The sequence below is a fragment of the Pseudomonas sp. S34 genome (assembly GCF_009866745.1).
Lineage (GTDB): Bacteria > Pseudomonadota > Gammaproteobacteria > Pseudomonadales > Pseudomonadaceae > Aquipseudomonas > Aquipseudomonas jessenii.
Map to the genome: position 1 here is coordinate 1733093 of NZ_CP019398.1, position 18003 is coordinate 1751095.

Annotated in this window: 14 protein-coding genes; 10 read left to right on the forward strand and 4 right to left on the reverse strand. The window is 58.7% G+C overall.

Features of this window, described 5'->3' with window-relative positions; all coding sequences use genetic code 11:
* Window positions 1-89: 89 nt before the first annotated feature.
* Both PspS34_RS07635 and PspS34_RS07640 read right to left on the reverse strand, forming a co-directional pair.
* Window positions 90-878 (reverse strand): VacJ family lipoprotein, encoded by a 789-nt coding sequence (locus tag PspS34_RS07635; protein WP_057715837.1) that lies wholly within the window; start codon window positions 876-878, stop codon window positions 90-92.
* On the reverse strand, window positions 871-2169 hold the full coding sequence (locus PspS34_RS07640; protein WP_057715836.1) for a serine/threonine protein kinase: 1299 nt from the start codon (window positions 2167-2169) through the stop codon (window positions 871-873). Before PspS34_RS07640 ends, PspS34_RS07635 begins: the two co-directional genes overlap by 8 nt.
* 225 nt (window positions 2170-2394) lie before the next feature.
* Between PspS34_RS07640 and PspS34_RS07645 the strand changes: the two genes are divergently transcribed.
* On the forward strand, window positions 2395-2763 hold the full coding sequence (locus tag PspS34_RS07645; protein WP_150814894.1) for a hypothetical protein: 369 nt from the start codon (window positions 2395-2397) through the stop codon (window positions 2761-2763).
* 126 nt (window positions 2764-2889) lie between these two features.
* On the opposite strand, the gene PspS34_RS07650 is transcribed toward PspS34_RS07645, so the two are convergent.
* Window positions 2890-4485, reverse strand: a complete 1596-nt coding sequence (locus tag PspS34_RS07650; protein ID WP_154860746.1) for a beta (1-6) glucans synthase — start codon at window positions 4483-4485, stop codon at window positions 2890-2892.
* Window positions 4486-4772: 287 nt separating this feature from the next.
* Here PspS34_RS07650 and PspS34_RS07655 point away from each other — a divergent pair, with 287 nt between their 5' ends.
* The 3 genes from PspS34_RS07655 (at window position 4773) to PspS34_RS07665 (ending at window position 7832) form a co-directional block, all read left to right on the forward strand.
* The gene (locus tag PspS34_RS07655; RefSeq protein WP_057715833.1) at window positions 4773-5624 is read left to right on the forward strand and encodes a glycine betaine ABC transporter substrate-binding protein; all 852 of its coding nucleotides are present in this window, start codon (window positions 4773-4775) and stop codon (window positions 5622-5624) included.
* A gap of 241 nt (window positions 5625-5865) precedes the next feature.
* Window positions 5866-6177: a DUF485 domain-containing protein gene (locus PspS34_RS07660; protein ID WP_102669691.1), complete on the forward strand. Its 312-nt coding sequence runs from the start codon at window positions 5866-5868 to the stop codon at window positions 6175-6177.
* Window positions 6174-7832 (forward strand): cation acetate symporter, encoded by a 1659-nt coding sequence (locus tag PspS34_RS07665; RefSeq protein WP_150814891.1) that lies wholly within the window; start codon window positions 6174-6176, stop codon window positions 7830-7832. The genes PspS34_RS07660 and PspS34_RS07665 overlap by 4 nt, the downstream gene beginning before the upstream one ends.
* 926 nt (window positions 7833-8758) lie before the next feature.
* Here the strand turns inward: PspS34_RS07665 and gltA are convergent.
* Window positions 8759-10048, reverse strand: a complete 1290-nt coding sequence (gene gltA / locus PspS34_RS07670; protein WP_007977501.1) for a citrate synthase — start codon at window positions 10046-10048, stop codon at window positions 8759-8761.
* A gap of 364 nt (window positions 10049-10412) precedes the next feature.
* On the opposite strand from gltA, the gene sdhC reads away from it, so the two are divergent.
* The 6 genes from sdhC (at window position 10413) to odhB (ending at window position 17980) form a co-directional block, all read left to right on the forward strand.
* Complete coding sequence (gene sdhC / locus PspS34_RS07675) at window positions 10413-10787, forward strand: succinate dehydrogenase, cytochrome b556 subunit (RefSeq protein WP_057715829.1); 375 nt, start codon at window positions 10413-10415, stop codon at window positions 10785-10787.
* Window positions 10781-11149: a succinate dehydrogenase, hydrophobic membrane anchor protein gene (sdhD, locus tag PspS34_RS07680; protein WP_008049683.1), complete on the forward strand. Its 369-nt coding sequence runs from the start codon at window positions 10781-10783 to the stop codon at window positions 11147-11149. The genes sdhC and sdhD overlap by 7 nt, the downstream gene beginning before the upstream one ends.
* Before the next feature lie 3 nt (window positions 11150-11152).
* A complete protein-coding gene (sdhA, locus tag PspS34_RS07685; RefSeq protein WP_057715828.1) occupies window positions 11153-12925 on the forward strand; it encodes a succinate dehydrogenase flavoprotein subunit in 1773 nt (590 codons plus the stop codon).
* A gap of 11 nt (window positions 12926-12936) precedes the next feature.
* The gene (locus PspS34_RS07690; protein ID WP_008063297.1) at window positions 12937-13641 is read left to right on the forward strand and encodes a succinate dehydrogenase iron-sulfur subunit; all 705 of its coding nucleotides are present in this window, start codon (window positions 12937-12939) and stop codon (window positions 13639-13641) included.
* Between the two features lie 253 nt (window positions 13642-13894).
* Window positions 13895-16726 (forward strand): 2-oxoglutarate dehydrogenase E1 component, encoded by a 2832-nt coding sequence (locus tag PspS34_RS07695; RefSeq protein WP_154860745.1) that lies wholly within the window; start codon window positions 13895-13897, stop codon window positions 16724-16726.
* 42 nt (window positions 16727-16768) lie between these two features.
* The gene (gene odhB / locus PspS34_RS07700) at window positions 16769-17980 is read left to right on the forward strand and encodes a 2-oxoglutarate dehydrogenase complex dihydrolipoyllysine-residue succinyltransferase (protein WP_154860744.1); all 1212 of its coding nucleotides are present in this window, start codon (window positions 16769-16771) and stop codon (window positions 17978-17980) included.
* Window positions 17981-18003: the final 23 nt, after the last annotated feature.

Sequence of the window (18003 nt, forward strand, 5' to 3'; positions counted from 1 at the left end):
GAAGAGGTCGTGTCAGTCACCAAATAGGTTGTCTGACACACCGCTTTCGCGAGCAAGCCCGCTCCCACAGTGTTTTTCGGTTGCCGGGCTTACTCGGCAACCTGCAACTTGCGCGCTTCGGTGTACACGTAACGCACTTTCTCGTACTCGAATGGCGAGTTCATCTGACCATAGCGGAAGCCGGTCTGGTGGCGCTTGTCGATGCCGCGCAGGATCACGACTTCCGGATGGTTGGAGCTGACTTCGGCCACGTTGAGGAAGTTGATCGCATTCTCGGCCGAGTAATCCACCAGCAGGCCGCCGGTGTCACGCAGGTTCGACGGACCGAGGATCGGCAGGACGAAGTAAGCGCCGCCCGGCACGCCGTAGAAGCCTAAAGTCTGGCCGAAGTCTTCGCTCTGACGCGGCAGGCCCATGGCGGTGGCCGGGTCCCACAGGCCGGCGATGCCGATGGTGGTGTTGAGCAGCAGTCGCCCGGTGGTTTCCAGCGAGCGCTGGCCCTTGAGTTGCAGCAGGCTGTTCATCAGGTTCGGCACGTCGCCGAGGTTGTTGAAGAAGTTGCTGACACCGGTGCGCAGGAAGCTCGGGGTAACGTAGCGGTAACCATTGACCACCGGCAGGAACACCCATTGGTCGAAGCGGTAGTTGAAGTGATAGACGCGCCGGTTCCACTCTTCCAGCGGATCGTAGACGGCCAGCGCGTTGAGCGTCGAACGCTCGAACTCGCGCTGATCCAGGCCCGGGTTGAATTTGAGTTTGCTCAACGGCTCCTTGAAACCATCGCTGTCGACGACCACGGGGGCATTGGCTTTGCTGTTGTCGGCATTGGCGACGCCTGCACAGAGTAACGCTGCGAAAAGCAGGAGATATTTAGCCACGGAAAAACTCCAGCATGGCGTCGCTGTTGACGCGGTAGTTAATGTTGCCGCAGTGGCCGCCATACGGGTAAACGGTCAGGCGATCACCGAAGGTCTTGCGCAGGAAGCCCAGGTCGCCAGGACCGAGGATTACGTCATCGGCGTTGTGCATGACCGCGATTTTCGGGCTTTCGTGCAGGTAGTCCTTCAGTGCATACAGGCTCACCTGGTCAATCAGTTGCAGCAGGCTGCCGCCGTCGGTGCGGGCGCGCCACATCGGGATCACTTGTTCGGTGATGTAGCAGTCGAAGTCGCATTGCAGCGCACGCTTGAGGAATGGCGTGAGGCTGGTGCCCTCGGTGATCGGGAACTTGGGTGGGGTGATCAGGCCGCGACGGTTGACCAGGTCCGAAGTGAAGGCGATGTCGGCCGCCGAAAAGCGGAACGAGGTGCCGATCAACATGGCCATCTGCTCGTTGGTCAGGTGCTGCTTGGACTGCTGGAAGTCGTAGAGCAGGGCGTCATTGAGGTCGATGTAGCCCTTCTGCTGGAAGTAGCGGGTGAGCTTGTCCAGTACCAGTTCATAGAATGTGGTGCTGGTGTTGATGCCCTTGACCTCGGTCTGGACCAGCTTGTCGAGGTTGGTGATCGAGGTGTAGAGGTTGACCGGCGGGTTGAGCAGCAGGACTTTCTTGAAGTTGAAGCTGCGGCGGGTTTCGTCCAGGTGAGAGACGAAAGCGGCATCCAGTGCACCCAGGCTGTACCCGGTCAGGTAGTAATCGGTGACCGGCACTTTCGGATTCTGTGCCCGTACGGCCTGCATCACCCGGTACAGATCTTCGGCGTCTTCCTTGGAAACACCCGGCGTGGCGAAGCGCGATGCGGCGCTCATGAAGTCATAGCTGGTGGGCGATGACAACTGCACCACGTGGTAGCCGGCTTTGTAATAGAGCTTCTTCAGGTATTCGTTCAGGGTGCTGTCATAGCGCGCGCCGGTGCCGGCGATCAGGAACATCAGCGGTGCGGCGTGATCCTGTGTGGCAATGCGATAGTCGAGCGTCTTGACCGCCCAGAAGTTGTTCGGCAATTCGAACGCCCGTTCCGGACGCAAGGTGACACTGCGCACCGTCTGATCGATGTCTTCGTCCAGGGGTAACTCCGGACGCAGGTCCGGCGGTGTGGTCGCGATGGTCGCCTCGAACGGGTTGGTCAGGGGGTAGCCATAGCTGGCGGCGTCAATGTCGGCCGCCAGTGCGGACGCACTCAATATAAGGCCGCCGAACAGGGCAGCGAAGCGCAAGGAACGGAGCATGACTAAATCCCTTAGAGGAAGGTACCGAATGAATTTCGCAGGCTATGACCACCGGATTTGCGCCAAAGTGCCAACCCTCGGCACCAAACAGGCTTAATTTCGAAGTAATAGTAGCTGGACGATACACTTTGCAGCGATTGAAAGACCAGTTAACAGTTGTTATCGCTTGCGAAACGCTTAAGGGCGATTAAGCTGGCCGCCGCTTTTCGCCAATTGGAGTGTTTCATGTCTCGCCGCTTGCCCGTGATTCTGCTGCTTGTATTGCTGCCTTTATGGTTGGCCGCCAGTTATGGCGCGCGCTATGGCTTCATGGAGGATGCGCAGTGGGTCGGCATTTGCGTGGATGAAGCGAATCGTTGGGAATGCCTGGTACGTTCGAAGCTGGGGTTGATGATTCATTTCGGGGTGCTGGGCTGGGCTGCGCTGGGCGCGGCGATCATCGGCTTTGTCGTACCGGGGCGGGCAGGCTGGTGGCTGGCGGTGCTGGCGCTGGTGTTCGGTTTTCCGGCACTGGCGTTGTACAACACCACGCTGGCGGTGTTTGCGGTGGTGATTGCGGGGTTGCGGTTGGTCAGGGCTTCTCGCAGCGCTTAAAAGTCCGTCTTCGCGAGCAAGCCCGCTCCCACATTTGATCTTTATCGCACGCAAACATTGTGTTCACTGAAGATCTACTGTGGGAGCGAGCTTGCTCGCGATGAGGTCAGTCAGGTCGCTAAAGAGTTAAACCTTGCGAACCCGCAAGCAGCGCCACAACGCAGCCACGATCAACACACTCACCAGCGCCCAACCCCAGGCCTGCTGGTTCTGCAAACCTTCACGGTACAGCTGCGGTGCAATGCCGGCACCGATGATGAAGGTCAGCAGCGCAATCTCGCGGCGCGGCACGTTCACCGGGCGGCACAGATAGACCAGTGCCGGCACGATGAACGCGACACTCGGGAAGCTGCGATAACGCGGATCGAGCACCAGTTCCAGCATCATCACGGCTGCCGCGAAACCTGTCGTTGCAACCAGCCAGCCAGCACGGCGCTCAAGCAGGTTGAAAGCTCGCCCACGCCAACCGCTGCGAGGACTCAATGTCAGCGCGGCATGGGCCAGCACCAGCAGATTCAGAGCGGTCAGCAATCCGACCCATAGCCATTCACTGGTAAAACGCGTGGTCACCCGTGCCAGGTCACCCCAGGCGCCAATCGAACACGCAGCCAAGGCACCGAGCAGGGGCAGCACCAGTGCCGACCGCGTCGTGCGGACCCGACCGCCGAGCAGCAAGGTGCCGATGAAAATCAAGCCGCCCACCGCCAGCCACTGCGACCAGTACGGTACGTTTGTCACGGGCCCCGCCAGCACGCCCTTGTCCTGGCGATCGGCGTCGAACAAGCCCCAATATCCACCGACCGCACCTTCACTGGCGCGTTTCCAGGGCTGGTCGAAGGCTTCGATCAGGTTGTAGTGCCAACCCTGTTGCTCGGCCATGGCGACAAAGCCGCGAATGAACTTGGCTTCGTTGACCCGGCTCGGCAGGGCCGTTTCGCGCTGGCGACCTTCGCTTGGCCAGCCGGTTTCGCCGATCAGCACATCCTTGGGTGCGAATTTGTTGCCGAACACCTGGCGTACATCGGCCACATGTTGCAGGGCAGCGTCGATGTTCGACGGATCATCTTCCCAGTAGGGCAGCAAGTGAATGGTCAGGAAGTCCACGGCGGGGGCAATTTCCGGATGCTTGAGCCAGAACTCCCAGACGTCGGCGTAGGTGACAGGCTGTTTGACCTGGCTCTTGACCTTGTTGATCAGTTTCGCCAATTGCGCGCCAGTGATTTCCTTGCGCAGCAGGGTTTCGTTGCCGACGATCACTGCGCTCACCACATCCGGGTTGGCATTGGCCGAGGCGATCAGCAGGTCGACTTCTTTCTCGGTGTCCACCGGGTTGCTGTTGACCCAGGCACCGATCATCAGCTTCAAGCCATGCTTGCGCGCCAGGTCCGGCAGGGCTTCGAGGCCGGTCATGGAATAGGTGCGGATGCATTCGAAGCTTTTGGACAGCAGCGCGAGGTCGGCATCCATGCGCTCGGGGCGCAAGTTGAATGGCACGTCAAACGGCGATTGATCCTTGTCGAACGGGGTGTAGGAGGCGCATTGCAGCTTGTGCGTCGCGCTGGCGACGTCCGGTAGGATCACCGGTTTGCCGAGGCCGTACCAGAAGCCGCCAAGGGCAAACAGCCCGAGCAGGCAAGCGAATAGATAAGCAGCAAAAGGGAAGCGGGAGGTCGCGGACATGGTCAGGCCGTGTGGGAGCAAAGCGGCGCATGTTACCTGCATTTGCCGCGTGCTTGGTGGCCTGCATGATTTTGACATGCAAAGTTCGAGCGGATTGGCAGGGGTGTTTGTTGCGCTGAAGATTAATGGCTTTCTGATGTCGTTTCTCGATGCCTTGAGGTCGCTGGCAGAGCAGGTCGCCATGAGCGTCAGGTTGATTATCGCAAGTGTCAGTACTCCGCTGATGTTCGAACGAGTTTGCGGTGGGCGTGATGGGGGCGCTGTGCACCATAACAATACGTTTAAGCGACTCGGCATCCGTCGAGCGCAGCACTTTCGGGGAAGTAACGATGAAGATGCGACGACTCTTGGGCGCAGGTGCGGCTTTGGTGCTGGCGATCAGTTCGGCCGTGGCGAGCGCCGCCGGCAAGGACGTGACGCTCGGTTATGTCGACGGTTGGTCGGACAGTGTCGCCACGACCAACGTGGCGGCTGAAGTGATCAGGCAGAAACTCGGTTATGACGTGAAGCTGCAAGCCGTCGCTACCGGGATCATGTGGCAGGGCGTGGCCACCGGCAAACTCGACGCCATGCTGTCGGCCTGGCTGCCGGTGACCCACGGTGAGTACTGGACGAAGAACAAGGATCAGGTCGTCGACTACGGCCCGAACTTCAAGGACGCGAAAATCGGCCTGATCGTGCCGGAGTACGTCAAGGCCAAGTCCATTGACGACCTCAAGACCGATGACACCTTCAAGAACCGCATTGTCGGCATCGACGCCGGTTCAGGCGTGATGCTCAAGACCGATCAGGCGATCAAGGACTACGACCTGACAGGTTATCAACTCAAAGCCAGTTCTGGCGCCGGCATGATCGCCGAGCTGACCCGTGCCGAGAAGAAGAACGAATCCATCGCGGTCACCGGGTGGGTACCGCACTGGATGTTCGCCAAGTGGAAACTGCGCTTCCTCGAAGACCCGAAAGGCGTGTACGGCGCGGCTGAAACCGTGAACAGCATCGGCAGCAAGGGTCTGGAAGCCAAGGCGCCGGAAGTGGCCAAGTTCCTGAAGAACTTCCAGTGGGAATCCAAGGATGAAATCGGCCAGGTAATGTTGGCGATTCAGGATGGTGCCAAACCTGAAGCCGCGGCGAAGGATTGGATCGCCAAACACCCTGAGCGTGTGGCTGACTGGACTAAATAACAGGCACCTCGCTTTAAATTGTGGGAGCGGGCTTGCTCGCGAAAGCGGTGTAACAGTCAACAATAATGTTGAATGTTATGGCCTCTTCGCGAGCAAGCCCGCTCCCACACTTGTGTATGGCGTACTGAAATTTGGCGAAAACCCCCATGGGGTTCTAAGACTAAGGTCGTCTGGAACCTGCCCCGCAGCCGCATAGAGTGGATACCGTTCCAACTAAATCTGTGCTGCGAGGATAAAAACAATGAACGACAGCATTTACCTCTCGATTCAAAACAGCCCGCGCTTCAAGGAGCTGGTTAGCAAGAGGGAACGATTCGCCTGGATTCTTTCGGCGATCATGCTAGGGCTTTACTCCGGATTCATCCTTCTGATTGCCTACGGGCCGCAGGTGCTGGGGGCGAAAATCAGCCCTGAGTCCTCGATTACCTGGGGCATACCGATCGGTATCGGGCTGATCGTTTCGGCTTTCATCCTGACCGGTATCTACGTACGACGCGCCAACGGCGAGTTCGACGACCTGAACAATGCGATTCTCAAGGAGGCTCAGCAATGATCCGCCGTCTAATGGCTCTTTTGAGCATCGCAGCTTTCGCACCTGGCGCCTGGGCGGCTGACGCCCTGACCGGTGCCGTGCAGAAGCAACCGCTTAACGTGTCCGCGATCGTGATGTTTGTCGCCTTCGTCGGTGCCACCCTGTGCATCACCTACTGGGCTTCCAAGCGTAATAATTCGGCAGCCGACTACTACGCCGCTGGCGGCAAGATCACCGGTTTCCAGAACGGTCTGGCGATTGCCGGTGACTACATGTCGGCTGCGTCCTTCCTGGGTATTTCCGCGCTGGTGTTCACCTCTGGCTACGACGGCCTGATCTACTCGATCGGCTTCCTGGTGGGCTGGCCGATCATTCTGTTCCTGATCGCCGAGCGTCTGCGTAACCTGGGCAAATACACCTTTGCCGACGTGGCGTCCTATCGCCTGGGGCAAACCCAGATCCGCTCGCTGTCCGCTTGCGGTTCGCTGGTGGTGGTGGCGTTCTACCTGATCGCGCAAATGGTCGGTGCCGGCAAGCTGATCCAACTGCTGTTCGGTCTCGATTACCACGTTGCGGTGATCCTGGTCGGTATTCTGATGTGCCTTTACGTGTTGTTCGGCGGCATGCTGGCGACCACCTGGGTGCAAATCATCAAGGCTGTCCTGCTGCTGTCCGGCGCTTCCTTCATGGCGCTGATGGTGATGAAGCACGTCAACTTCGACTTCAACATGCTGTTCTCCGAGGCTATCAAGGTCCACCCGAAAGCTGATGCGATCATGAGCCCTGGCGGCCTGGTGAAAGATCCGATCTCGGCGTTCTCCCTCGGTCTGGCGCTGATGTTCGGTACCGCTGGCCTGCCACACATCCTGATGCGCTTCTTCACCGTGAGTGACGCAAAGGAAGCTCGCAAGAGCGTGTTGTACGCAACCGGTTTCATTGGCTACTTCTACATCCTGACCTTCATCATCGGCTTCGGCGCGATCCTGCTGGTCAGCACCAACCCGGCTTTCAAAGACGCTGCTGGCGCCTTGCTGGGCGGTAACAACATGGCGGCGGTGCACCTGGCCAACGCGGTTGGCGGCAGTATCTTCCTGGGCTTCATCTCGGCAGTAGCGTTTGCGACCATTCTGGCAGTGGTTGCCGGCCTGACCCTGGCCGGTGCTTCGGCGGTGTCCCACGACCTGTATGCCAGCGTGATCAAGAAGGGCAAGGCCAACGAGAAGGACGAGATTCGCGTCTCGAAAATCACCACCATCGCGCTGGCGGTGTTGGCGATCGGTCTGGGCATTCTGTTCGAAAGCCAGAACATCGCGTTCATGGTGGGCCTGGCGTTCTCCATCGCAGCGAGCTGTAACTTCCCGGTGCTGCTGCTTTCCATGTACTGGAAGAAGCTGACCACGCGTGGTGCGATGATTGGTGGTTGGCTGGGTCTGGTCAGTGCCGTAGGTCTGATGGTCCTCGGGCCAACCATCTGGGTGCAGATCCTGCATCACGAGAAGGCTATCTTCCCGTATGAATACCCGGCGTTGTTCTCGATGATCATTGCGTTTGTGGGGATCTGGTTCTTCTCGATCACTGACAAGTCGACTGCTGCGGATAATGAGCGGGCGTTGTTCTTCCCGCAGTTTGTTCGTTCGCAGACGGGGTTGGGGGCGAGTGGGGCGGTTTCGCACTAAGGCTTCGAGATTGTTTGTGTAAGTTGGTTAAGCAGAAATGCCCCGATCGAGAGATCGGGGCATTTTTTTATTGGGCGGTAATCGACCCGGTTTTTTGGATTTGCCCGTTTTACTGTAGGAGCGAGTCTGCTCGCGAAGACTTTGTGTCAGTTGGAGTGTTTTTTGAGGGGGTACATATCCATTCCTTCGGTAACGGCGACTTATGGTTTCGCCCTTACGGCGAGTCCCTTTTGTCAAACGACACAAAAGGAACCAAAAAGTCTCGCCCCGAACGTACGGCCCCTCGCCAGGGCTCGGGGTTCCTTCGCTCCGGCATTCATCCGGGGGCATCGCCCTCCGGTTGGCTTCGCTGGCACCTACATGCGATGAGTTCGACTGCGTCGAACGGCGCTGCGCGCCAATCCCCGGATAAACACCTCCGCTCAGCCTGCCGAGGGGGCGGGTGGATCAAGATCAAAAGCTGCAGGCGAGCTAACGCTCGGCCTGATGAGTGGTGAAGAGCGTGGGGGTACGCGGCCCTGCTTTTGCTCTGCTCTTCTGTGGGAGCGAGCTTACTCGCGATGGCGACCTGTCGGCCGATCGAAATTCTGCAGCGAGCTCAACCAGCAACCAGGCCGGCCGGTAGGCCGCCTCGGGTTAGCCGCCCCCGGCCATGGATGGCCGATGGCGGCGGGCCCACGGAGCAGGACCGGAGCGAGGGAATGCCGAGCCTGGGCGAGGCACCGAATGTCAGGGGCAAAAGCGCTTGGTTACTTGGCGCTTTTCCAAGTGACCCGCCGTAAGGGCGGAACCAATAGCGGCCGTAACCGCAGAAACGGATATGTACACCATCAAAAAAGCGCACAAACAAAAACGGCCTCCTGCTCTTTATATAAAAAGCAGAGGCCGTTCCCGGTACAACTCAACACGCTACAGCAAGACAGATCTTACTTGCGGTCTTCCAGCTTGGTGATGTCACGCGACTCGTAGCCGGTGTACAACTGGCGCGGACGGCCGATCTTGTACGGGCTGGAGAGCATCTCTTTCCAGTGGGAGATCCAGCCGACGGTCCGCGCCAGGGCGAAGATCACGGTGAACATGCTGGTTGGAATGCCGATCGCCTTGAGGATGATCCCCGAGTAGAAGTCGACGTTCGGGTACAGCGAGCGTTCGATGAAGTACGGGTCGGTCAGGGCGATCTCTTCCAGGCGCATGGCCAGTTCGAGTTGCGGATCGTTCTGGATGCCCAGTTCCTTCAATACTTCGTCGCAGGTCTGCTTCATGACCGTGGCGCGCGGGTCGCGGTTTTTGTAAACGCGGTGACCGAAGCCCATCAGTTTGAACGGATCGTTCTTGTCCTTGGCCTTGGCGATGAACTTGTCGATGTTCGAAACATCGCCGATTTCATCGAGCATGGTCAGTACGGCTTCGTTCGCACCGCCGTGGGCAGGGCCCCACAGTGCAGCGATACCGGCGGCGATACAGGCGAACGGGTTGGCGCCCGAAGAACCCGCCAGGCGCACGGTGGACGTCGAGGCGTTCTGCTCGTGGTCGGCATGGAGGATGAAGATCCGGTCCATGGCCTTGGCGAGTACCGGGCTGATCGGTTTGATCTCGCACGGGGTGTTGAACATCATGTGCAGGAAGTTTTCCGCGTACGACAGGTCGTTGCGCGGGTACATCATGGGTTGGCCCATGGAGTACTTGTAAACCATTGCGGCCAGGGTCGGCATCTTGGCAACCAGGCGGATCGCGGAGATTTCGCGATGCTGCGGGTTATTGATGTCCAGGGAGTCGTGGTAGAACGCCGAGAGGGCGCCGACTACGCCGCACATGACGGCCATCGGGTGGGCGTCGCGGCGGAAGCCGTTGAAGAAGGTCTTCAGCTGCTCGTGAACCATGGTGTGGTTCTTCACGGTGCTGACGAACTGGGCCTTCTGTTCTGCGGTCGGCAGTTCGCCGTTGAGCAGCAGATAGCAGGTTTCCAGGTAGTCCGACTTTTCAGCCAGCTGTTCGATCGGGTAGCCGCGGTGCAGCAGAATGCCGTTGTCGCCGTCGATATAGGTGATCTTCGACTCGCACGAGGCGGTCGACATGAAACCAGGGTCAAAGGTGAAACGGCCCGTGGCCGTCAGGCCCCGAACATCGATAACATCGGGACCAACGGTGCCGGTTAAAATGGGCAGCTCGACGGGGGCTGCGCCCTCGATGATCAACTGCGCTTTTTTGTCAGCCATGTGGCCTCCTATTTATGCTTGAAATCATCAGACAGACCCCCCACGCAGGGCCCGCACCACTATAGTGAGATAAATTCGAATGTCAATTTGCCTAAAGTCTTGCTCCAGAAGGCTTTAACCGGACTTTTTTCTCGAAATTGGCTGCCATTTACGCCTTTTATGTCAGTTGCGCAATCAGCTGTTTGGGTTAGGTGTTTGCGTTGTCATTAGTAGCCTAACTGTCTATACTCGGCCACCGACCGCCAAGGGCTTTTGGGCTTGCTTTCATTGGGGGTCGCATCCCTGGGTGGTGGTTACCTGACCAGTGCACTCCCCAACAACTTTGCCCTGATTGTTAGGGGCTCTTCAGTGTGAAAAAAAAGCCGTGAAAAGCCAACGACCTGTAAACCTAGACCTAAGGACCATCAAACTCCCAGTCACTGCTTACACGTCCATCCTTCACCGAATCTCCGGTGTCATCCTCTTCGTGTGCCTTGCCATCATGCTTTACGCATTGGACAAGTCGCTGAGCTCCGAGGAAGGCTTCGGTCAGGTGAAAGCGTGTCTGACCAGTCCGCTAGCCAAGCTAGTGACATGGGGCATCCTGTCCGCTCTGCTTTATCACCTGGTAGCCGGTGTGCGCCATTTGATGATGGACATGGGCATCGGTGAGACGCTGGAAGGCGGCAAGCTGGGCTCGAAAATCGTTATCGCCGTTTCCGTGGTGGTAATCGTTCTGGCAGGAGTTTGGATATGGTAACTAACGTCACGAACCTGTCGCGTTCGGGCCTCTATGACTGGATGGCGCAACGTGTGTCTGCGGTCGTTCTCGCGGCTTACTTCATCTTCCTGATCGGATACATCGTGGCCAACCCTGGCCTCGAGTACGCCCAGTGGCATGAACTGTTCGCCCATAACGGAATGCGTATTTTCAGCCTCCTGGCCCTTGTTGCCCTCGGCGCTCACGCCTGGGTCGGCATGTGGACCATCGCGACCGACTACCTGACGCCAATGGCGTTCGGCAAGTCCGCGACCGCTATACGTTTCCTTTTCCAGGCAGTCTGCGGCGTTGCGATGTTCGCTTACTTCGTCTGGGGCGTGCAGATTCTCTGGGGTATCTGAGTCATGGCTAACATTCCAACGATTTCTTTCGACGCCATCATTATTGGTGGTGGCGGTGCCGGCATGCGCGCAGCGCTGCAACTGGCACAGGGCGGTCACAAGACTGCCGTGATCACCAAGGTTTTCCCGACCCGTTCGCACACTGTATCCGCCCAGGGCGGCATCACCTGCGCGATCGCGTCCGCTGACCCGAACGATGACTGGCGCTGGCACATGTACGATACCGTCAAGGGTTCCGACTACATCGGTGACCAGGACGCTATCGAATACATGTGTCAGGAAGGCCCGGCTGCCGTTTACGAGCTGGACCACATGGGTATGCCATTCTCGCGTACCGAGCAAGGTCGTATCTACCAGCGTCCATTCGGCGGTCAGTCCAAGGACTACGGTAAAGGCGGCCAGGCTGCGCGTACTTGCGCTGCGTCCGACCGTACCGGTCACGCTCTGCTGCACACCCTTTATCAGGGCAACCTGAAAGCCGGTACCGTGTTCCTGAACGAGTACTACGCTGTCGATCTGGTGAAGAACGGCGAAGGCGAGTTCGTCGGCGTGATCGCCATCTGCATCGAAACCGGCGAAACCACCTACATCCGCGCCAAGGCCACCGTACTGGCCACCGGCGGTGCAGGTCGTATCTACGCTTCGACCACCAACGCCCTGATCAACACCGGTGACGGCGTTGGCATGGCGCTGCGTGCTGGCGTACCGGTACAAGACATCGAAATGTGGCAGTTCCACCCGACCGGTATCGCCGGCGCGGGTGTACTGGTTACAGAAGGTTGCCGTGGTGAAGGTGGATACCTGATCAACAAGCACGGCGAGCGTTTCATGGAGCGTTATGCTCCGAACGCCAAAGACCTTGCCGGTCGTGACGTTGTTGCCCGTTCGATGGTTAAAGAGATCATCGCCGGCAACGGTTGCGGTCCGAACGGCGACCACGTGATGCTCAAGCTCGACCACCTGGGCGAAGAAGTGCTGCACAGCCGTCTGCCAGGCATCTGCGAACTGTCGAAGACTTTTGCGCACGTTGACCCGGTTGTTGCTCCGGTTCCGGTTGTTCCGACCTGCCACTATATGATGGGCGGCGTTGCCACCAACATTCATGGCCAGGCAATCACCCAGAACGCCGAAGGCGTGGACGAGATCATTCCTGGTCTGTTCGCTGTAGGTGAAGTGGCTTGCGTATCGGTTCACGGTGCCAACCGTCTGGGCGGCAACTCGCTGCTCGACCTGGTGGTATTCGGCCGTGCTGCCGGCCTGCACCTGGAAAAGGCGCTGACCGACGGTATCGAATACGACGAAGCCACCGACGCCGACATCCAGGCTGCCCTGGCGCGCCTGTCCGCCCTGAACGAGCGTACCGAAGGCGAAGACGTGGCAACCCTGCGTCGCGAGCTGCAAAACTGCATGCAGAACTACTTCGGTGTATTCCGTACCGGCGAATACATGCAGAAGGGTATTGCCCAGCTGGCTGACCTGCGCAAGCGCATCGCCAACGTGAAGATCAACGATAAGTCGCAGGCGTTCAACACTGCACGTATCGAAGCTCTGGAACTGCAGAACCTGCTGGAAGTGGCCGAAGCCACCGCCATCGCTGCCGAAGTGCGTAAAGAGTCCCGTGGTGCTCACGCCCGTGAAGACTTCGAAGATCGTGACGACGAAAACTGGCTGTGCCACACCCTTTACTTCCCGGGTGACAAGCGCGTGACCAAGCGTGCCGTGAACTTCTCGCCGAAGACTGTTCCGACTTTTGAACCTAAGATTCGGACTTATTAAGGGTGGCCGCCATGTTGCAAGTCAGCGTTTATCGTTACAACCCTGATCAGGACGCCGCGCCGTTCATGCAGGAATTCCAGGTTGATACCGGTGGTAAAGACCTGATGGTGCTGGACGTGCTGGCCCTGATCAAAGAGCAGGACGAGGGTTTCTCCTATCGTCGCTCTTGCCGTGAAGGTGTTTGCGGTTCCGACGGCATGAACATCAACGGCAAAAACGGCCTGGCGTGCGTCACGCCGCTGTCTGCTGTCGTAAAAGGTAACAAGTTGATCGTTCGTCCTCTGCCAGGTTTGCCGGTTATCCGTGACCTGGTCGTCGATATGAGCATCTTCTACAAGCAATACGAAAAGGTTAAGCCATACCTGCAGAACGACACGCCGGCTCCGGCCATCGAGCGCCTGCAGTCCCCTGAAGAACGTGAAAAGCTGGACGGTCTGTACGAGTGCATCCTGTGCGCTTGCTGCTCGACTTCCTGCCCGTCCTTCTGGTGGAACCCGGACAAGTTCCTGGGTCCAGCTGCCCTGCTGCAAGCGTACCGCTTCCTGGCAGACAGCCGTGACACCAAGACGTCCGAGCGCCTGGCTTCGCTGGATGACCCGTTCAGCGTATTCCGCTGCCGCGGGATCATGAACTGCGTCAACGTATGTCCGAAAGGCCTGAACCCGACTAAGGCCATCGGTCACATCCGTAACATGTTGCTCTCAAGCGGCGTGTGATTCAGCTGCTGTACCCGCTGTACCCGTAGATGCTACGGCGCAGGCTTCAACCGGCGCCGTAGTTTTAACCTGAGCAGCAGCTTAAAAGGCTGCGGCTCTTATTTTGAAGAAATGAGACAAGCAGGGGCATCCGGGCTGGTACCCGGACTATCAGTGTGATCCTAGTGGCTTGTTTTGGTCGCTGCATTCGGACTTCTGCAAGTTTGCTCGGTGTCGACATCGATGGTGTTCCCCTAACCGAGGGTGACCAAGCATGCAAGAAAGCGTGATGCAGCGCATGTGGAACAGCGCCTACCTATCCGGTAGTAACGCTGCCTATGTGGAAGAGCTTTACGAGCTCTACCTGCACGACCCTAACGCTGTGCCAGAAGAGTGGCGCACCTACTTCCAGAAGTTGCCTGCTGACGGCAACTCTGCCACCGATGTTTCGCACTCCACAATTCGCGATCATTTCGTCTTGCTGGCAAAGAACCAGCGCCGCGCCCAACCGGTTTCCGCCGGCAGCGTGAGCAGTGAGCACGAGAAGAAGCAAGTTGAAGTGCTGCGATTGATCCAGGCCTACCGTATGCGTGGCCACCAGGCAGCCCAGCTTGACCCGCTGGGGCTGTGGCAGCGTCCTGCACCTGCAGACCTGTCGATCAATCATTACGGCTTGACCAATGCCGATCTTGATACGACCTTCCGTGCCGGCGACCTGTTCATCGGCAAAGAGGAAGCGAGCCTACGCGAAATTCACGAAGCGTTGCAGCAGACATATTGCCGCACCATCGGCGCTGAATTCACGCACATCACCGATTCCGAGCAGCGCCAGTGGTTCCAGCAGCGTCTGGAAAGCGTGCGCGGTCGTCCGACGTACTCCGCCGACATCAAGAGCCACCTGCTCGAGCGCGTGACCGCCGGCGAAGGCCTGGAAAAATACCTGGGCACCAAATACCCGGGTACCAAGCGTTTCGGTCTGGAAGGCGGCGAAAGCCTGATTCCGATGCTCGACGAGCTGATCCAGCGTTCCGGCTCCTACGGCACCAAGGAAATCGTCATCGGCATGGCCCACCGTGGCCGTCTGAACGTGCTGGTCAACACCTTCGGCAAGAACCCGCGCGAGCTGTTCGACGAGTTCGAAGGCAAGAAGAAGGTCGAGCTGGGTTCCGGTGACGTGAAATACCACCAGGGCTTCTCGTCCAACGTGATGACCACCGGCGGTGAAGTTCACCTGGCCATGGCGTTCAACCCGTCCCACCTGGAAATCGTTTCCCCGGTGGTCGAGGGTTCGGTTCGCGCCCGTCAGGATCGTCGCAACGACCCGACCGGTGAGAAGGTTCTGCCGATCTCCATCCACGGTGACGCTGCATTCGCCGGTCAAGGCGTGGTCATGGAAACCTTCCAGATGTCGCAGACCCGCGGTTTCAAGACCGGCGGTACCGTGCACATCGTGATCAACAACCAGGTCGGTTTCACCATCAGCAACCCGCTGGACTCGCGTTCCACCGAGTACGCGACCGACGTTGCGAAAATGATCCAGGCGCCGATCCTCCATGTGAATGGTGATGATCCGGAAGCCGTATTGTTCGTGACCCAGCTGGCCATCGACTACCGCATGCAGTTCAAGCGTGACGTGGTGATCGACCTGGTCTGCTACCGTCGTCGCGGCCACAACGAGGCCGACGAGCCAAGCGGCACCCAGCCTCTGATGTATCAGCAGATCACCAAACAGCGCACCACCCGTGAGCTGTATGCCGATCGTCTGACCCAGGCCGGTGTGCTGGATGCTGAGCGTGTCAAGGCGAAAGTCGACGAGTACCGCAACGCGCTGGACAACGGTCTGCACGTGGTCAAAAGCCTGGTCAAAGAGCCGAACAAAGAGTTGTTCGTGGACTGGCGTCCGTATCTGGGCCACGCCTGGACCGCGCGTCACGACACTCGCTTCGACCTCAAGACCTTGCAGGAACTGTCCGCCAAGCTGCTGGAAATCCCGGAAGGCTTCGTGGTTCAGCGCCAGGTTGCCAAGATCTACGAAGACCGCCAGAAGATGCAAGCCGGCGGCCTGCCGATCAACTGGGGTTACGCCGAAACCATGGCGTACGCGACCCTGGCGTTCGAAGGTCACCCGATTCGCATGACTGGCCAGGACATCGGCCGCGGTACGTTCTCGCACCGCCATGCTGTCCTGCACAACCAGAAGGACGCGGGCACCTACATCCCGCTGCAGAACCTGTACGACGGTCAGCCACGCTTCGACCTGTACGACTCGTTCCTGTCCGAAGAAGCGGTATTGGCGTTCGAGTACGGTTACTCGACCACCACGCCGAATGCCCTGGTTATCTGGGAAGCCCAGTTCGGCGACTTCGCCAACGGCGCCCAGGTAGTTATCGACCAGTTCATCACCAGTGGCGAGCACAAGTGGGGTCGCCTGTGCGGTCTGACCATGCTGCTGCCGCACGGTTATGAAGGTCAGGGTCCGGAGCACTCCTCGGCTCGTCTGGAGCGTTACCTGCAGTTGTGCGCCGAGCACAACATTCAGGTGTGCATGCCGACGACGCCGGCTCAGATCTACCACTTGCTGCGCCGTCAGGTGATCCGCCCGCTGCGCAAGCCACTGGTAGTCCTGACTCCGAAGTCGCTGTTGCGCCACAAGCTGGCCATCTCGACGCTGGAAGATCTGGCCGAAGGTTCGTTCCAGACCGTTATCCCGGAAATCGATGCCCAAGACCCGAAAAAGGTCGAGCGCGTTGTTCTGTGTAGCGGCAAGGTCTACTACGACCTGCTGGAAAAACGCCGTGCCGAAGGTCGTGACGACATCGCTGTCGTGCGTATCGAGCAGCTGTACCCATTCCCTGAGGACGACTTGAAAGAAGTCCTGGCTCCTTATACCAACGCCAAGCATGCCGTCTGGTGTCAGGAAGAGCCGATGAACCAGGGTGCGTGGTACTGCAGCCAACACCACATGCGTCGCAGCATCAGCAACCTCAACAAGTCTCTCGTACTCGAGTACGCGGGCCGTGAGGCTTCTGCTGCACCTGCATGCGGTTACGCATCGATGCACGCCGAACAGCAGGAACAACTGCTGCAAGACGCCTTTACTGTTTAACGCCTTCGCGCACCTGAAACCGAATTTAAGGAACCACAGACAATGGCTATCGAGATCAAAGCCCCCACTTTCCCGGAATCGGTTGCCGATGGCACCGTTGCCACCTGGCACAAACAACCGGGCGACGCGGTCAAGCGCGACGAACTGATCGTCGACATCGAAACCGACAAAGTCGTGCTGGAAGTGCTGGCTACCGCTGACGGCGTGCTGGGCGCTATCGTCAAGAACGAAGGCGAAACCGTTCTGTCCGACGAAGTTCTGGGCTCCATCGTTGAAGGCGGCGCTGCTGCTGCTGCTGCTGCTGCTCCGGCCGCTGCTGCCGCAGCTCCAGCTGCCGGCGTTGACGAAGACGCTATCGCGGCTCCAGCTGCTCGCAAGCTGGCCGAAGAAAACGGCATCAACCTGGCTTCCGTCAAAGGCACCGGCAAAGATGGTCGTGTAACCAAGGAAGACGTGGTTGCCGCTGTCGAAGCCAAGAAAGCCGCTCCGGCTGCCGCGCCTGCCAAGGCTGCTGCACCTGCCGCTGCCGCTCCGGTATTCGCTGCTGGCGATCGCATCGAGAAGCGCGTACCGATGACCCGCGTACGTGCCACCGTGGCCAAGCGTCTGGTTGAAGCTCAATCGAACATGGCGATGCTGACCACCTTCAACGAAGTCGACATGACCGAAGTCATGGCGCTGCGTTCGAAGTACAAGGACCTGTTCGAGAAGTCCCACAACGGCGTGCGCCTGGGCTTCATGTCGTTCTTCGTGAAAGCAGCCACCGAAGCGCTGAAACGCTTCCCGGCTGTCAACGCGTCGATCGACGGCGGCGACATCGTTTACCACGGCTACGCTGACGTCGGCGTTGCAGTTTCCAGCGATCGCGGCCTGGTTGTACCGGTTCTGCGTAACGCCGAACTGATGAGCCTGGCTGAAATCGAAGGCGGCATCGCCACCTTCGGCAAGAAAGCCCGCGACGGCAAACTGTCGATGGACGAAATGACCGGTGGTACTTTCACCATCACCAACGGTGGTACTTTCGGTTCGATGATGTCGACCCCGATCGTCAACCCGCCACAAGCAGCCATCCTGGGCATGCACAACATCATCCAGCGTCCGATGGCCATCAACGGCCAGGTCGTTATCCGTCCGATGATGTACCTGGCACTGTCCTACGATCACCGTCTGATCGATGGCAAAGAAGCTGTGACCTTCCTGGTGACCATCAAGAACCTGCTGGAAGATCCGGCTCGTCTGTTGCTGGATATCTGATAGAAGCAGCCATGAGCTGCAAG